The organism is Iodidimonas muriae, assembly GCF_014647255.1.
Taxonomy (GTDB): Bacteria; Pseudomonadota; Alphaproteobacteria; order Sphingomonadales; family Rhodothalassiaceae; genus Iodidimonas; species Iodidimonas muriae.
In genome coordinates this window covers 38432-53016 of the sequence record NZ_BMOV01000010.1, presented here as the reverse complement: position 1 = coordinate 53016, position 14585 = coordinate 38432, and the positions used below count along the sequence as shown (strand labels likewise).

Below are 14585 nucleotides of genomic sequence, written 5' to 3'. Positions count from 1 at the left end.
CGGTGGCGTTCGGGGCGCGCATCACAGCACCTCCTTGAGCCAATCGGGCAGAGGGGGATGTTGCGGCGCTTCATCCGCACGCCCCCCGCAACATCCCCCGGAGATTTCACCGTCATTTGAATGACTTTGGGGATGTGAGGGATGTGGGGGATGTTTTTCCCCACCTTCCCTGTCATATGCGTGCGTGCGCACATGTGTGGGGGTACGGAAAACATCCCCCACATCCCCCACATCCCCAAACACATTGATTGGGCTTGCGTTTTTTGTGGGGATGTCGGTGGGGATGTCTGCCCCGACAGCCCCGACATCCCCACTGGATGAACCGTGACGGGCCGCGGCCCCGGGCTTTTGCTCGATTGCCAGCGCCCAGCGCTGCGACTTGTGCAGGATGCCCGCGGTTGCGATGCGGACGCTCAGAGCTTGCAGATCGAACACCCGGTCGCGCACTTTGCCGAGCATCCTGCCGAGACGTATGCGCTGCGAGCGGTCGTTGCCGCTTCCGAGCGCCAATGGCGGTTCGCAGGCAATGGCGAGATCGTAGAGATCGCCGGCGCCGACCTCGGCCGTGCCGAAGCGATCCCACCAGGCGGCGACGAAAGCGCGCCACATGGTGCCCTCGGCATCGTTGGCAGCCATCAGATCGTCGAGATTGCCGAGAAAGCCGTCGATGCCGGCGGTCTCCAGAATGCCCCCGATGACGCGCGACCAGGCTTCGAAGCTGCCGATCCGCTTTGCGCTCATGGGCTTGCCCGCGGCGACCCAGGCACGGATGAGGGTGAGACAGGCGGCCACGAGGCGGGCGCGGTTCGCCTTCACCCAGCCCATGAGGTCCGGATGCCGGAAGCCGTCGCGCAGCCAGGGGCGGTCGGTCTTGGCGTCGAGGCGGATGCGCACGATGCGCCGCATGATCTCGCGCGAGAATTTCGGATTGTTGCCGGTCGCGATCCAGACGCAGCGGATCGGGATGCGGGTGGTCTCGGACAGGCCGAGAATACGGTCCTCCCAGCTTGGCGCGGTCAGCGCCGCCGCGAGTGCCGCTGAGTCGACCTCGTGGTTGATGTTGTCGATGACGACGAGCGAGGGCATCTGGCGGAGCTTGGCCGTGATGCGCTTGCGCCATTCCTCCTCGTCGGTGCTGGCTGTCATCACCACCACGGAGACGCCGGTCATGATGACGGCGGCGATGTCGATCATGAGGCCGGCCCCGGTTCCGACATCCGGCTTTTCGATGACATGGAGCGGCGTCGGCCCGTCGATCAGCGCGCGGGCGAAGCCAAGCAGGAGCAGCGCCACCGCGTGCGCCCGCTCGGCCGGAGAGACGAAGGGAAAATCGCCGAGAAGATCATCGAGGATCAGCGCCCGAGCCTGCGCCACATCCTCCGCCGACGGATTTTCGGGAATGGGCGGCAGCGTGAAGCCCGGTGCCGGGTGGTAGAGAAGTTTTGCTTGCTTGTGATAGCCGGGATCGGTGAGCAGCGCGCCGTTCCGGCCGAAGACGGGCGTGTTGACGATGCCGGACAATACCGGCAGGGCCGGATCGGGGGTGGCGAGCAGCGTCTTGACGAGGCTTGTGGGCGGCGCGGCCGGCACCAGCTTCTCGTTGCGGCCGAGGCGGCGCCACGCCGCGAGCCGCGCCAGCATATAGCGCAGCCGCTCCTCGGTGACGGGTACGGCCATGGGCCGGCCCTCGTCGTCGGGCACGACCCAGGACGGCACGCCGCCGGCACGGAACAGCCACGGTGTGCGGTTGGAGGCGAGCAGCAGCGACCACGCCTTGTTACCGCTGTGCGAAAGATCGCCTTCATCGGCGCGATGGGTCGGCAGGGGCGATGACGGCAGGGTGAAGCCATGGGGAAGATGCCGCCCCATGGCGGGCTCTTCATCTTGCCCACCCGCGATGCCGGCAATGGCGCCGCGGACAAGATCGGCGAGGACCTCCGCGCCATCATCGCACAGCAGGTCGTTGAAATCGGTGTCGGGCGTGGGTGGATGGCAGATCGCGACCTCGCGCCCTTCGGCCTCGAGCCTGCGGGCCGTGGCCTCGGCGGCGCGAAGCCCGGCGCCGGAAGAATCATGGTCGGCCAAGATGACGATTTGGCGCGCGGCGGGCGGCAGCACGATCTGTTCCAGATGGCTGGTGGAGAGCGCGGCCCAGACCGGCAGGTCGGGACAGGCCGTCATCACGGCAAGCCCGGTCTCGATGCCCTCGCAGAGCCCGAGGCGCCCATCATTGCCGATCCCGGCCAGCCGCACGGCGCCGCCCAAGACCTTGCCCACCATCTTCTTTGGATTGGGAACGTCGGCCTTGGCCTTGCCGTCGGGGGTCAAATAGATGCGCTGCAGGGCCGTGATCTCATCCTTGCCGCCCCGCACGACGCCGACGAGGGCCGGAAAGCCCATTTTCGTCTCCCAGTGGGTGAGATCGGGATGGCAGAGAAGATCGGGGCAGTCGGGAACCTTGATACCGCGCGCGCGCAGGTAGGCGTCGGCGAGGCCGCCGGCGACCGGCGTGGCGCGGGACAGGATGATCTCGATTTCCCGCTGGCTGTCCTTCTCCCTCGCCGGCGCCTGGGATGGCTCACGCCGTGCAGGCGCGGTATCGGACCAGCCGACAAGGGAGGCGGCATGGGCGAAGAGATCACGGCCCTGAAGGCCGGTGGCGTGTTCGAGCGTGCTCAAGGGGCCGCCGCCCGCACCGCCATCATGATCGTACCAGTCGCCGGCGCGGGAGCCCTTCAAGGCGATGACGCAGGAGCCGGTCTTGCGCGGGGCATCGCCGCGGATGTTGGCGAGCCGCCAGTCGCCTGTCCCGAACCGCGATCCGGGATCGCCCTCGCGCCGGCCGTTCGGAAAATGCTGCGGTACCCAAGCATCGGCGGTGTCGCGCAGGCGGGCGACGATGGCGTCGAGGTCGTAACGGGCCTCGGGCGCCCGCGCGGGGGCGATGTCGTTGAGGTCAATCAAGGATCACCAGCCCTTTCTCGGCCCGGGTGATCGCGGTATAGAGCCAGCGGGCGCGATCCTCGGCCGTGCGCCCCAGGCCGTCGTCGAAGACGACAATGTTCTGCCATTGCGACCCTTGCGCCTTGTGGCAGGTGATGGCCCAGCCCCAGACCGCCTCGATCAGCGTCTTCTTTTTCCAATGGTCGCGCCGCTCGCGCTCGGGATCGGGCGCCACATGCTCGTCGAAATGCCCCTTGTAGATGCGGAAACGCTCGCGTTTCCTGCTCCCGCCGCCGATCGTCTCGCCGTCCTCGGTGTCGATGACGGCGGTGAACGAGACCTCGTCCTCGTCGGCGATGTCCGAGAGATCGACGAACATGCCGTTGACGAGGCCGAGATCGCCCCGGTTCTTGAGGCAGATGATCTTCTCGCCGGTGCCGGATGGATAAACGCCGTCGAAGCCGGCGGCATGCTTCATGGCGAGGTTGAGATTAAGGCGGGTCGCATTCCTGCCGCAGATGACCTGGCCGCCGTTGAGCATCTGGGCGGGCCCGACCTGATCGCGGCGCATCTTCCACACGAACTGATCATGCTCGCCATAGGCGATGGGGAGCCCCTGGCGGGCGAGGGTCGCGAGCCGGAGGATGGCGCTGTCGCCCGCTTGCCGGTGGACCTCGGTCAGGAGCACGTCGGGCGCGTCCTTGGTGAAGGCGCCTTCTCCCTTGACGGGCGGCAGCTGGCCGGGATCGCCCAGCACCAGGATCGGCTTGCCAAAGGCCAAGAGATCGCGCGCCATGTCGTCGCCGACCATCGAGACCTCGTCGAGCACCAGCAGCCTGGCGTCGCGCAGCGCCGACTGCTCGTTCAAGACGAAGCGGGGCTTCAAGGAGTCGGAATGGCGGAGTTCGAGCGAGCGCAGCTGCGACTCCGCGAACAGGCGCTCGGCCGCGCCCATGCCGGGCAGCTTCGCCTTGAGGTCGGCGATCTCGGTCTTGACCCGCTCGATCTCGGCGGGCGTCGCCTCCGACACGCGGTAGATCAGCGAATGGATGGTGGAAGCGGGCGTGCCCTTGCGGGTCATCACCAGCGCCGCCTTGCCGGTGAAGGCGGCATAGAGGACGCCGTCCGGGCAGTCGTCCAAACCCAGTTCGGCGATGGCGTGCCGGGTGATGGTGGTTTTTCCGGTCCCGGCATAGCCGAACACCCGGCACACCTGGCGCGCATCCGTGCCGTTCGTGAACCAGTTTTTGACGGCCTCGATGGCCTTCGCCTGAAGGTCGGAGGGGGTGAAGGTCATGGAGTCCTCTCCCAGCAGCGTTTGGCGAAGGGACACAGGCGGCAAAGGTAGAAATCGCAAGCCGCGGCGATGCGCGGCGGCAGTTCGCCGGCGTCCGCGGCGCGGAGGATGGAAACCGCCTTGTCGGAGAGCGCCTGAGCCTTTACCGGGTCGAAGGGCGCGATCTCGTGGAAGAGTTCCTGCGTGTCCTTGTTGAGGGCGGTGAACAGCGTGACGGCGACATCGAGATAGGCCATGTAGAGCTGGACCTGGGCGAAATAGATCGGCTTCGAGACCTCGAGGCCGCGCTTGACGAGGTCGGTCCAGGATTTGGCGTTGAGTGCCTTGTGCTCCCACAGCGCCGGCCAGGCGACGCCGATATCGGGCCCGCCGATGATGACGCCGTCGATATGCCCGCGCAGCCGCCCTCCCGCTGCCGAGAAGCCGAACTGGCCCCCGTCCTTCCGCTCGGTGCGGAGATCGAAGCCCGCGGCCCTGAGCCAGCGGATCGACAGCGCCTCGAACACATGCCCCGCCTTGAAGATGCGCAACATATGTCCATCGAACTCGCGGCCTTGGTCGGGCGGTGTGCGGGTGTATTCGAAGGCAAGGCGCCGGGCGCAGGGCTCGCCGATGCGGGAAGCGCCGAGATAGTCGCGCGGTGGTTGGCTCACCCGCTCGGTGACGAGGGCGGCATCGATCAGGCCGTTGATCCGGGTTGCGGCGCTATCGGCCGGAGCGCCGCCATATATAAAACCGGACTCGTGATTGAGATCGACCAACATGCCCGGCCTCAAAACGGAATGGGGTCATTGAGGTCGTTGTCTGCCCGCCTGGCCGCCGCCTGGCGCTGCATCGAGTCCCGGAACCCGTCGATGCAGGCCTCGATGATGCGGTCGATGTCTTCGGCCTTCCGGTCGTGGAAGGGCGCCATCAGGCCGAGTTCGGTCAGCGTCTCGGCGAGAGTGCGCCGGGCGTCCTTGATCGCCTGTGTTTCCATGGTCGTCTTGTCGATCATGCCATTGTTCCTGTTGGCGAGGGCGGCGCCGGCATCGAGACAGCGCATCGAGCAGAAGCGGTATTGCGGGAATCGGTCGGGGCGGAGGTGATGGCAATATCCGAAGCCCCTGGCCTCGCGCCCGCAGACGGCGCAGCGGGTTGGCCGAGCAGGAGCACGCATATCGGGTCGTCCTCCGGCCAGCCCTGGCGCTGGAAACGCTCCGATTCCAGGACGATCCAGCGCGAGATGGCGTTCACGGCCATCGCCTCGAGGTCGGCGAGCGTCAGCGACGCGACAGGACTGCTGAGCTTTCCAGCGCCTCTTGCCTCGAGCCATTCCCCGATCACCTTCGCCGCTTCCCGGGTCACATGCGCCCGCCACTCGTCGTCCGTCATGAATTCAGCCATGCCGGCCCGGCGGGTTTGGGGGTGGACTGCGACGGTGCCGGTGTCGATGGCCCCGAAGCGGTTGCGGGAGCCGAGTTCGCCCAGGCGGGTGCAGCCGGCTGCACGGCTGACGCTTGCTTTGCGGGCGCCGCGCGGCGGCTCGGGCTCGGCGGCACGGCCTCGCCGGCCGTCACCTTCTTCCATTCCGGCTCGGTCGGCAGCACCACCCGGTCGAGCCGGTTGCTGTCGCCATAGCTGGGGTTGGTGGAGGGCTCGACCTTGATCTTGGCGACGAAGGCGATGCCGTCGAGATCGGCGAGACCGCGCAACATGCGCTTCGCCTTCGCCGCCTCGCTCATATCCTCGGGGTCGAGGCCGAGGGCGGAGTCGATCATGGCGCGCAAGCTCGCCTTCGAGATCTTCCAGCCGATGGAGACGCCGTTCTCGTCGACCTTGCCGCCCTGAACGGTGAACATCTGCCAGAACTTGCGCCGCACATGGGGGCCCTCGGTCACCGTGAACTCGCAATCGAGCATCAGGGCGTCGCTCGTCGCGGACGCCTTCAAGAGGCCCTTGTCGATCTCGGCCTCGCCGTCGACGCCGCCCTTGCGGATGGTCATCGCGACCTTGGCGAAGGTGCCGTCGGGAATGAGCTCGCCTGTCCGCTGCGGCTCGGCATCGTTCATGTCGTACATGGCTGTCATCCTTTGTGTGCGGGGTTGAGATTGATCTTGGAAAGAAGCGCGCCGAGGTCGGCGGGCTCGGTCACGTCGAGGCGGCCGGAGCGGTCCTTGGCGGGCAGGCCGAAGGGATTGCCTGCGCGGCAGACGAAGCGGCGGTGCCCGCCCTTCTCGGGGTCGTGCCGCCAATTCCCTATCCCGGTCGCAGAGCCGGGATCGCTCTCGGCGCTGAAGAAGCTCATGGTGACGACCTGATCGACGATGCCGGGCAGCTCGCGCGCCGCCTTGCCGCCCTCCATCTGCGGCTGCCAGGTCGTGCGGTTGAACTCGTCGGTGACGCGTTCGAGGATGCCGACGAAGATCACGGTCTTTCCGGGGGCGTGCTGCAGATGCTTGAGCAGGCCGATGACCTCGCGGGCGAGCAGGCCATAGGCGCCGCGGGTGTCCGGTTTGCCAGTTTTGTCGGAGAAGGCCTCCGGCCGGGCCTTCGCCCAGGCCATTGCCTGGCGGGTGAGGTCGGTGATGGAGTCGACGAAGATGATGCTGCGCTCGGCGATTACCCGCGCGAGGTCAGGATAGAGTCCGGCGACATGGGCATGATGGGCTTCGGAGAAGAAGGCGTCCGGGCTCGCCGCCGGGTCGACACCGCCGATGAGGCAGGCGATATCGAGCGCATCGGTGAAGGTGCGGATCGGGACCGACACACCGGGCCAGTCCTGCACCGACTTCATGCCAGCCTCGAGATCGAGGCAGAGCGTTTCGGCGGGCGGCAATGTCCGGAGCTGCCAGGTCTTGCCGTGACCGCTGGCGCCGAACAGCGCGATGGTGGTCTTGTTGCGGGCGGCCGACAACCGTTCGTCGGCGGTGATGATCTTGAGTGCCATCATGCGTCTCCCGCACCGACAGCGGCGACGGCTCGGTCGGTGCCCAGCGCGCCTGCATCGCGGGCCAGCTGATAAAGCTTGCGCAGGGCGTGCAGCCGGTCCCCGACGGCGTTGAACTCAGCCTCAATCCCGCGCAGCGCGAAGGCGATGTCGTCGAGGGTGGCGTCCTCGATCGGCTTGGCAACGGTTTCGGGCCGCCGTGGCGCCTGCGCCGGCACAGTCACCGTGTCTGGCAAGGCTTCGAGCGCATACTGACGTTTGCGAAGTTCGGAAACGGCGGTGGATTGGGTCATCGGGACTCCTCTGGATTGATGACGAGACGGAAGGTCGGCTTGGTCGTCGCCACGGTGCGGACAACGGCGGGGACCTGTCATGGTGACCTCCGTCACCCTGCGGCGGGTTGGAGACGCCGTCGGCATCACGCCACCTCCGCCAGCAGGAGCGACGACAAGGCCGCCCGAGCGTGCCTCGGCTTGGGGCGCGCGACGGCGAGATAGCTGTAGTCCTCGGGGCCATGGCGGCGCTGGACGAGGTGGACGAGGCCGGTCTCGGAAGCGAGAAAGGCGCGGCGCGCCATGCGGGCGAGCTCGGTCTTCTCGCGCTCGCCAAGGCACGTGTTCTGCGCCGTGATGTTGAGGGCGAGGAAGCCGCGATGATATACGAGGACGTCGCCTGGCGCCGCCTGGCCGATCCAAGCGCAGAGCTCGATCTCGGTGAGCCGCAAGCGGACAGTGGGAAATCGGGTGATGGCGTTCATGTCAGGTTCCTACTCATGCTCTTGGAAAACCGTCCCAGGATCGGGTCCAGGGCAGGCTCAGGCCGCCGCAATGCCGGCGGTGAGGAGCGTGAGGCGGATATCCCGAACCCGGCGGTAGAGGCTCGAGCGGGCGCCGCGTCCCAGCGCCGCCAGCTGATCGATGGTGGTGCGCGAGAGGGCGGCGCAGAGGACGCCGTCGTCGGGGGCGAGCGCCCCGAGGCCGCGCTCGACGTCAAGGCGCCGCTCGACCTCGGCGAAAGCGTCGGCCGGCTGGCCGAGGACGGCGGCGAGTCCGTCGCCCTCGGCGATGAGGTCGCCGCGCGTGGCGCCGTCGCCATCGGGGAGAGCCTCGTCGAGGGAGACCGGCACGGCGCCGTAGAGCCGGCGCTCGCGCCTCACCCTGTCGGCAATGCGGGTCCCCTGATTCCTGAGGATAATGCCGGCGAAGGCGCCGAGCGCGCCACGGGCGGGATCGAAGGCCGGCAGCCGGGCGGTCAGGTCGGCGAGCAAATCCTGGCGGACATCATCCAGTTCGGCGCGCGGCAGACGGAGCTTTCGGACGAGGCGGCGGGCGGCACTGTCAGCCTCGCGAAGAAGAATCTGCAGGTCGGATCGGGATATTGAATCGGGCATCAGACAAAACCTCGGTCATCGTTACTGATGTCCGCAGGTTGCCCGTCGTCCCGCCTCGGTTGGTGGGCAGGACGTGGGAAAGATGTGGGTGAAACGTGAGAACGCTCCCACGAGCGGTCGCCCCACTTTCCCTGCGAACAGCCGAGATACCTCGGCAGCGCAGGTTTGGAATGTCGGTGGGGCGTTGCGCAGCTTATTTTTTGTGCAACGCTCGCCCGAATATTTCCTTCGTTGGCCGCAGCTTGCCGTCCTTGTCAAACCAGGCCGATCTTCGCGCGACCTCCTGCATGAACTCGCCGTTCGGGAACCAACGCTTTACCGTGCTGGGCGCAACACCGAATGCCTTGGCCAGCATTCTGAAGCTTGGCGTTATGCCCTGAGCCAATAGCTGCCCACCTATCGAAATCGCATCCGAGCGCATCTCATGGGCACGGGACGCTTGTTCATATTCGGGGTTGGAACCGCCCAGCCGTTCGCGAATAAGGACGATGAGATCCCGCGGAATGTAAAGCTCACCGGTCCAGCTCAGAGCGTCCAGCATGCAGGCGACGAGCCAGTTTATGAGCTTGTCCGGAACGACAAGGCCACGCCGTGCCAAGTGCGTCTCACCGCTTTTCGCGAGCACCTTCACTTCAATCATCTTCTCCATGATCTGAAGCGATAATTCGCTGATGGCGTTGGGGTCGGCATCCATCGCACTGGCAACCAGGGCAGGGTCGAACCCATATTTTCCGAGTTCCGGCTCCAGATAGAAGAGCTGCTCTATCCCTCCGATGACACTGACCTCGATCTCGGCGTCAGGATCCTCTCGGCGCAACTTGACGTAAAGCTCTATGGACGGGTTCTTCTTGTATGCCTTGCTCATTGCGTTGTAACCGCCACACTCCTCGGTGCCATGTTCCGACATGATTATTTCCTCACAGCGTTTACGATTCGATTCAGGACCCGTCGGGTCGAATGATGGCCGATGAAGGCGGAGCGACTGCACTCGCGATCTGATGAAAATCAGGGCTTCAGCTCGATCTCCTCTGGGGTCAGAACCAGGCGATAACCATTGGGATTGCGCCGGTTCTCGACGAGCGAGCGGACGGCCCTGGAATCGGCGCTATTGCCCACCAGCGCATCTCGAAGCGCACGCACTGGTTCCCGTGGTTCCGACGTTATCCGGTGGATACTCGATCCCCACAGGTGGCTCTCGATAACTCGGTTCTCCACGATCGCCGGTGATTTCAAGGCCTGTTCGGCCAAAAGGACCAGCAGCTTGAAGGCCTGCTCGGAGAGTAGCTTTGGAACACCATCGAGCATAACGGACCTCGCGGCGCGGCCGATAACGAGGCGTGGAGCGAAAGCGTGCGGCGGCTCCAATCTGGCATGATCGAGGACGAAGTCCTCGCCAATGCAGGCGCCCACATCGACATGCAGGATCTCGGCCTCGGCGAATCGTGTCCGCTCGGATGCCGGCGGGGTCGGCGCAATCACGGTGATCGGCGCCGACCGCTCGACCATGCGAAGGGTCGCGATGAGCCCCGGCTGAGCGAGTGCTGCCTCTGAGATTGCGAGGAATACGGTCCTGGTCGCGCTCATGCCGAGATGCCAGACGCCGGGCGCCACTTCGGACGGCGCGGCACCGAAACCGGAAACGGCGGCGATCTCGCGCACCAGGGCGGCAGGCTCGATGCGGAAGCTCCTCAGATCATCGTCATCGAGAACGATGTCGCCGCCGCGGTCGAGCGGACAGGCCGCAATGTGCCGGCCGTCGATCTTCCGGATCGGGCGCGCCTCGAGCCCGCACTCGCAGGTCGGGCACAGCTCCCACTCGGTCGCCGGCGCGTGCTCGATCAGGATGCCGCGGGCGAGCAGCCGGTCGAACGCGCGGCCGAAATGGGGCGCCGCCTGCCGGCCCCAGAGGAGCGCAGGCGCGCCCGCCTCACTGAGCCGCAGCAGCAGCGCTGAGAGCATCCCGGTCATGGCACAATCCGTTGCGGCCGAGCAGTGTCATGATGCGCGCCTCGAAGCGGTGGCGCCTGAACGCCGCCACCGAGGGCGGCTTCAGCTTGACGGTCACCCAGGCCGGGCGCGTGGCGCCGGTGTCGATCTCCACTCTGAGCACAATGTGACCGAGCCGCCAATCGCTCCCGAGGCGAATGCCGCGCATCACCTCGCTCAAACGCATGAGCGCATTGTCGCGGCCGTCGCGTGCCAGATAGGAATGGAAGATGCGCACCTTGCCCGATCGCGGGTCGATGCCGACGCGGTCGACCTGTGCCTCGACGATCCGGACGCGCAGAACTCCCGGATCGAAATCATGCCGGAAGGAAAAGGCGAAGCCGGCGCGCTCGATGGGCTCGAGCGTATAAAGGTTCTGCGCGTCCGTTCCGGCGAAGAAGCCCGGGCGACGGAGAATCGTCTTCGCAAACAGCTCCGCCATATCGGCGCGCCGGGCCTTGGGCACTCCGCCGATCTTGAGCCGCCCGCCGTCTGCCGAATAGGACAGCACCGCATGCTCGGCCGGGCGGTAGCTGATCACCCGCTCTGCTCCCCGATCGACCACTGGCGTCGTCGTGATGGCGGCGCCGTGGGCGACGACGAGGTTGGTCTCGCCACCATCCTCATACCAGCCGACCCGGCAGTAGCGACCCTGGAAGTCCGCCTCGAACAGGATGGCGGCCGCCCGCTCGAACGCAGCCCTCGCAACGGCGTCGATCTCCGCCTCGACCCCCTCCTCAAGCCCGGCGAACTCGGCGAGCGATACCCGCGCCGCGAGCGCCAGCATGTCGGAGGCGGCATCGAAGACACGGGGATGGTCGAGGAACACCGCCAGGGCCACATGCTTTGGGTCCTGACACCCTTCGTCGCGCTCGGGGACGATCTCGAACCCCAGGCGGCGCGCCTGCTCCAGGATGATCTGCAGACCGTTCGCATGGCCGAGCTCGGCGATGCGGTGAAGGTCCGAGACCAGTCCCTCGCCATAGCCCTCCTCGGGCCCCATGAAGAAGCGTTGCACGGCCTCGCGCGCCCCATCGGGCGGGCCGTCGAAGACCGCCATGTCGAAGCCGTTGAGGCCTGCCCCGGACTCCGAACCGGGGTCCGCCGCATGCCGCTCCATGAGCCGCCGCAGGAGGCCGAGGTCGATCGTTCGGGTGAACTTCGGATTGACGAATTTCTTGAGATTCATCCCCATGCGGCGCTTCCTCAAAGACCGGTGGTTAAGATGTTCTTGATTCGTTCTTAATCGAAATGAGCGCAAGAGTCGATTCTGAATATGCATATGGCACAGATCGCGCGAACCGTGAGTAGGAGGTAAGGGAACCCCCTTGTTCCACGAACGGTCTCCGCCCCATGGACACGACCCTTGCCGGCCCCAATGCCATCGACCCCATGCGGATGACGCCTGACGAGCGGAACACCGAGGTGGGGCGCATCCTGGGCGCGGGGCTGGTTCGTCTTCATGCCCGACAGTCAAGCGAACTATCGGCGGACAGCGGAGAAAGTTCTCTCGACTTCTCGCCACCGCAGCGCCGTCATGCCAACCCCGGCTCAGAGGCCGGGGCAGGCCCGTCCACCAAGAGAAAGGCATGACGATGACACGACATTCGGCGGTAAAGACCATGGCGGCTGCACCGCCGCGACCCGGTGACGATGCAACCCGCGATGCACCGGTGCTGGCGCGGCTCGCGGCATTGAAGGCGATGACCGTCCCCGAGCTCAAGGCCGAGTGGCGGCGCCTCTTCGGCACCGACGCACCCAACAACAGCCGGCCCTTCCTCGAGCTCCGGCTCACCTACCGCATCCAGGAACTCATCTATGGCGGCCCCTCGCGCGAGGCGGTCCGGGTGTTGGACACCCTCGTGGACGAATTCAATGGAAAGCCGGTTCGCAAGGCGCGGATCGCCGACCCTCGCAAACCCGTCGCCGGCACGCGGCTGGTCCGGGAATGGGATGGCGTCGAGCACACCGTCACCGTCCTCAGGGACGGCTTCGAATGGAAGGGGCGGAAGTACAAGTCGCTCTCGGCGATCGCCCGCGCCATCACTGGCACCCGCTGGAACGGCTGGCGGTTTTTCGGCATGCCCGCCGCCCCGAGGTCGCCGCGATGAACAAGGTGCTCCCCATGCCGCGCCGGCAGCGCTGCGCTGTCTATACCCGCAAGTCCTCCGAAGAGGGGCTGGAGCAGGAGTTCAACTCCCTCGACGCCCAGCGTGAGGCTTGCCAGGCCTATGTCATGAGCCAGAAGGCCGAGGGCTGGGTGCTGGTTCCCGCCCATTACGACGACGGCGGCGTCTCGGGCGGCACGTTGGAGCGGCCTGCTCTGCAGCGGCTTCTCGCCGATATCGAGGCCGGACGCGTCGACGTCGTGGTGGTCTACAAGATCGACCGGCTGTCGCGCTCGCTGATGGACTTTGCCAAGCTCGTCGACATCTTCGATCGGCATGGCGTCACCTTCGTCTCGGTGACGCAATCCTTCAACACCACGACCTCGATGGGGCGGCTGACGCTCAACATCCTCCTCAGCTTCGCGCAGTTCGAGCGCGAGGTGGCGGGCGAGCGCATCCGCGACAAGATCGCCGCCAGCCGCAGGCGCGGCATGTGGATGGGCGGGCATCCGCCGCTAGGCTATGATGTGAAGGACCGCAAGCTCGTCGTCAACGAGGCCGAGGCGGCGCTGGTGCGCCATATCTTCGAGCGGTTCCTTTCCCTCGGCTCCGTCACCCTGCTGGTGCGCGAGATGCAGGCCGAGGGCCGATGCACCAAGCGCGGCAGGCCGTTCGACAAGGGGATCGTCTACAAGCTCCTGAACAACCGGGTTTACGTCGGCGAGGCGGTGCACAAGGGCACGAGCTATCCCGGCGAGCACGACGGCATCGTCGAGCGCGAGGCTTTCGACAAGGTGCAGGCGATCCTCGCCGCGAACGGCCGGACGCGGGCGGCCGCGACACGCAGCGCCACGCCGGCGCTCCTCAAGGGGCTGATCTTCACCGAAGCCGGCCGGGCGATGACGCCGACGCATACGAAGAAAGGGACGCGGCTCTACCGTTATTATGTGTCGACGGACGCGATACGGGGGCGGGACGCCGACGAGACGGCCGCACCCGTGCGCCTGCCCGCGGACGTGGTCGAGACCGCCGTGGTGCGGGAGGTGCGCCGTTTGGTGCGCACGCCTGAGATCGTGGCGCAGGCCATCGCCGCGGCGCGGCGGGAAGCGCCCGATGTCGAGGAGAGCGAGGCGGTCGCCGCCCTGGGGTGCTTCGACGAGCTCTGGGCGTCCCTGTTCCCGGCCGAGCAGGCGCGCATCGTCAAGCTGCTCGTCGCCCGCGTCACCGTGACCGAGGGCGGCCTCGCCGTTGATCTGCGCACCGAGGGCCTTGGCTCCGTCCTCTGCGAGATACTGGCGCCGAAACCCGAGGAGGTCACAGCATGACCACACCCGCCACCATCCGCATCGTCATCCCGCTGACGCTCCGCAAGCGCAACGGCCGGCCGCGCATCCTCCCGCCGGCCGATATCGAAAACACCGACGGGCAAAACCAGGACCCGCGCACCTTGCGCGCCCTCGCCCGCGCCTGGGACTGGCGCCGGCGCCTGGAAAGCGGCGAGGCCGCTACCTTGCGAGATATCGCTGAAGCCGAGCACGTCACGGTTCCCTATGTCAGTCGCCTCCTGCGCCTCGCTTTCCTCTCCCCCGCCGTCCTCGATCGACTCCTCGTCCATCGCCAGCCGTGTGCAGTGCCGATCGACAAGCTCGCCGCCGCAGCGCTGGTGCCGTGGGCGGAGCAGGTGGACATGGTGTTCGGGGAGTGAGCGCGGCAGTCTCTTGGGGTGCCACCATCCCGCGCCGCGAGCAGGTTCACCGCGGCCCCATCAAATTTTTACGCTCCTCCTCGGCCTCATTTGCGGCCTGAGAAGAAAAGGTATTTCACGAGCGCCGCGACGCCGAGGACGAGAAGGACCACAACCAGGAGCCACAGCACGCCCATGCCCCAGCCCATGCCTGCCATGCCGCTCATCATCTCCATCTTTCCACCCTC

General features: G+C 66.5%; 18 protein-coding genes. 4 read left to right on the top strand and 14 right to left on the bottom strand.

Translation table 11 applies throughout. The features are described 5' to 3' along the window. Nucleotides 1–21 precede the first annotated feature (21 nt). The 13 genes from IEX96_RS12295 to IEX96_RS12235 form a co-directional block, all read right to left on the bottom strand. On the bottom strand, nt 22–2964 hold the full coding sequence (locus IEX96_RS12295; protein ID WP_188874011.1) for a DUF7146 domain-containing protein: 2943 nt from the start codon (nt 2962–2964) through the stop codon (nt 22–24). Beyond that, the gene (locus IEX96_RS12290; RefSeq protein ID WP_188874010.1) at nt 2957–4240 is read right to left on the bottom strand and encodes an ATP-dependent DNA helicase; all 1284 of its coding nucleotides are present in this window, start codon (nt 4238–4240) and stop codon (nt 2957–2959) included. Before IEX96_RS12290 ends, IEX96_RS12295 begins: the two co-directional genes overlap by 8 nt. Continuing rightward, nucleotides 4237–5004 carry a hypothetical protein gene (locus IEX96_RS12285; RefSeq protein ID WP_188874009.1) on the bottom strand — a complete coding sequence of 256 codons (768 nt, stop codon included), beginning with the start codon at nt 5002–5004 and terminating at the stop codon, nt 4237–4239. Before IEX96_RS12285 ends, IEX96_RS12290 begins: the two co-directional genes overlap by 4 nt. Nucleotides 5005–5012: 8 nt before the next feature. Further along, nucleotides 5013–5237: a DUF6511 domain-containing protein gene (locus IEX96_RS12280; protein ID WP_229773723.1), complete on the bottom strand. Its 225-nt coding sequence runs from the start codon at nt 5235–5237 to the stop codon at nt 5013–5015. Continuing rightward, the gene (locus IEX96_RS14115) at nt 5234–5614 is read right to left on the bottom strand and encodes a hypothetical protein (protein WP_229773722.1); all 381 of its coding nucleotides are present in this window, start codon (nt 5612–5614) and stop codon (nt 5234–5236) included. Before IEX96_RS14115 ends, IEX96_RS12280 begins: the two co-directional genes overlap by 4 nt. After that, complete coding sequence (locus tag IEX96_RS12270; protein WP_188874007.1) at nt 5611–6300, bottom strand: hypothetical protein; 690 nt, start codon at nt 6298–6300, stop codon at nt 5611–5613. Before IEX96_RS12270 ends, IEX96_RS14115 begins: the two co-directional genes overlap by 4 nt. Before the next feature lie 5 nt (nt 6301–6305). Further along, complete coding sequence (locus tag IEX96_RS12265; protein ID WP_150006460.1) at nt 6306–7169, bottom strand: ATP-binding protein; 864 nt, start codon at nt 7167–7169, stop codon at nt 6306–6308. Continuing rightward, nucleotides 7169–7462 carry a hypothetical protein gene (locus IEX96_RS12260; protein ID WP_150006458.1) on the bottom strand — a complete coding sequence of 98 codons (294 nt, stop codon included), beginning with the start codon at nt 7460–7462 and terminating at the stop codon, nt 7169–7171. The genes IEX96_RS12265 and IEX96_RS12260 overlap by 1 nt, the downstream gene beginning before the upstream one ends. Before the next feature lie 125 nt (nt 7463–7587). Continuing rightward, nucleotides 7588–7926, bottom strand: a complete 339-nt coding sequence (locus tag IEX96_RS12255; RefSeq protein ID WP_150006459.1) for a hypothetical protein — start codon at nt 7924–7926, stop codon at nt 7588–7590. Nucleotides 7927–7983: 57 nt separating this feature from the next. Next, nucleotides 7984–8559 carry a sigma factor gene (locus tag IEX96_RS12250; RefSeq protein ID WP_188874006.1) on the bottom strand — a complete coding sequence of 192 codons (576 nt, stop codon included), beginning with the start codon at nt 8557–8559 and terminating at the stop codon, nt 7984–7986. 193 nt (nt 8560–8752) lie between these two features. Further along, nucleotides 8753–9466, bottom strand: a complete 714-nt coding sequence (locus IEX96_RS12245) for a hypothetical protein (protein ID WP_150006461.1) — start codon at nt 9464–9466, stop codon at nt 8753–8755. Nucleotides 9467–9564: 98 nt separating this feature from the next. After that, a complete protein-coding gene (locus IEX96_RS12240; protein WP_188874005.1) occupies nt 9565–10527 on the bottom strand; it encodes a winged helix-turn-helix domain-containing protein in 963 nt (320 codons plus the stop codon). Then, nucleotides 10487–11740 carry a hypothetical protein gene (locus IEX96_RS12235; protein WP_188874004.1) on the bottom strand — a complete coding sequence of 418 codons (1254 nt, stop codon included), beginning with the start codon at nt 11738–11740 and terminating at the stop codon, nt 10487–10489. The genes IEX96_RS12240 and IEX96_RS12235 overlap by 41 nt, the downstream gene beginning before the upstream one ends. A gap of 158 nt (nt 11741–11898) precedes the next feature. Here IEX96_RS12235 and IEX96_RS12230 point away from each other — a divergent pair, with 158 nt between their 5' ends. Genes IEX96_RS12230 through IEX96_RS12215 form a run of 4 tightly spaced genes read left to right on the top strand, consistent with a single transcriptional unit; the run spans nt 11899 to nt 14358 of the window. Beyond that, nucleotides 11899–12138, top strand: a complete 240-nt coding sequence (locus tag IEX96_RS12230) for a hypothetical protein (RefSeq protein ID WP_150006447.1) — start codon at nt 11899–11901, stop codon at nt 12136–12138. Nucleotides 12139–12167: 29 nt separating this feature from the next. After that, nucleotides 12168–12656, top strand: coding sequence for a DUF2924 domain-containing protein (locus tag IEX96_RS12225; protein ID WP_150006448.1), 489 nt, complete (start codon nt 12168–12170; stop codon nt 12654–12656). 14 nt (nt 12657–12670) lie between these two features. Beyond that, nucleotides 12671–13978: a recombinase family protein gene (locus IEX96_RS12220; protein WP_229773719.1), complete on the top strand. Its 1308-nt coding sequence runs from the start codon at nt 12671–12673 to the stop codon at nt 13976–13978. Beyond that, nucleotides 13975–14358: a hypothetical protein gene (locus tag IEX96_RS12215; protein ID WP_150006403.1), complete on the top strand. Its 384-nt coding sequence runs from the start codon at nt 13975–13977 to the stop codon at nt 14356–14358. Before IEX96_RS12220 ends, IEX96_RS12215 begins: the two co-directional genes overlap by 4 nt. An 86-nt stretch (nt 14359–14444) precedes the next feature. Here the strand turns inward: IEX96_RS12215 and IEX96_RS14220 are convergent, their stop codons facing one another. Beyond that, nucleotides 14445–14573, bottom strand: a complete 129-nt coding sequence (locus tag IEX96_RS14220; RefSeq protein ID WP_268238510.1) for a hypothetical protein — start codon at nt 14571–14573, stop codon at nt 14445–14447. Nucleotides 14574–14585: the final 12 nt, after the last annotated feature.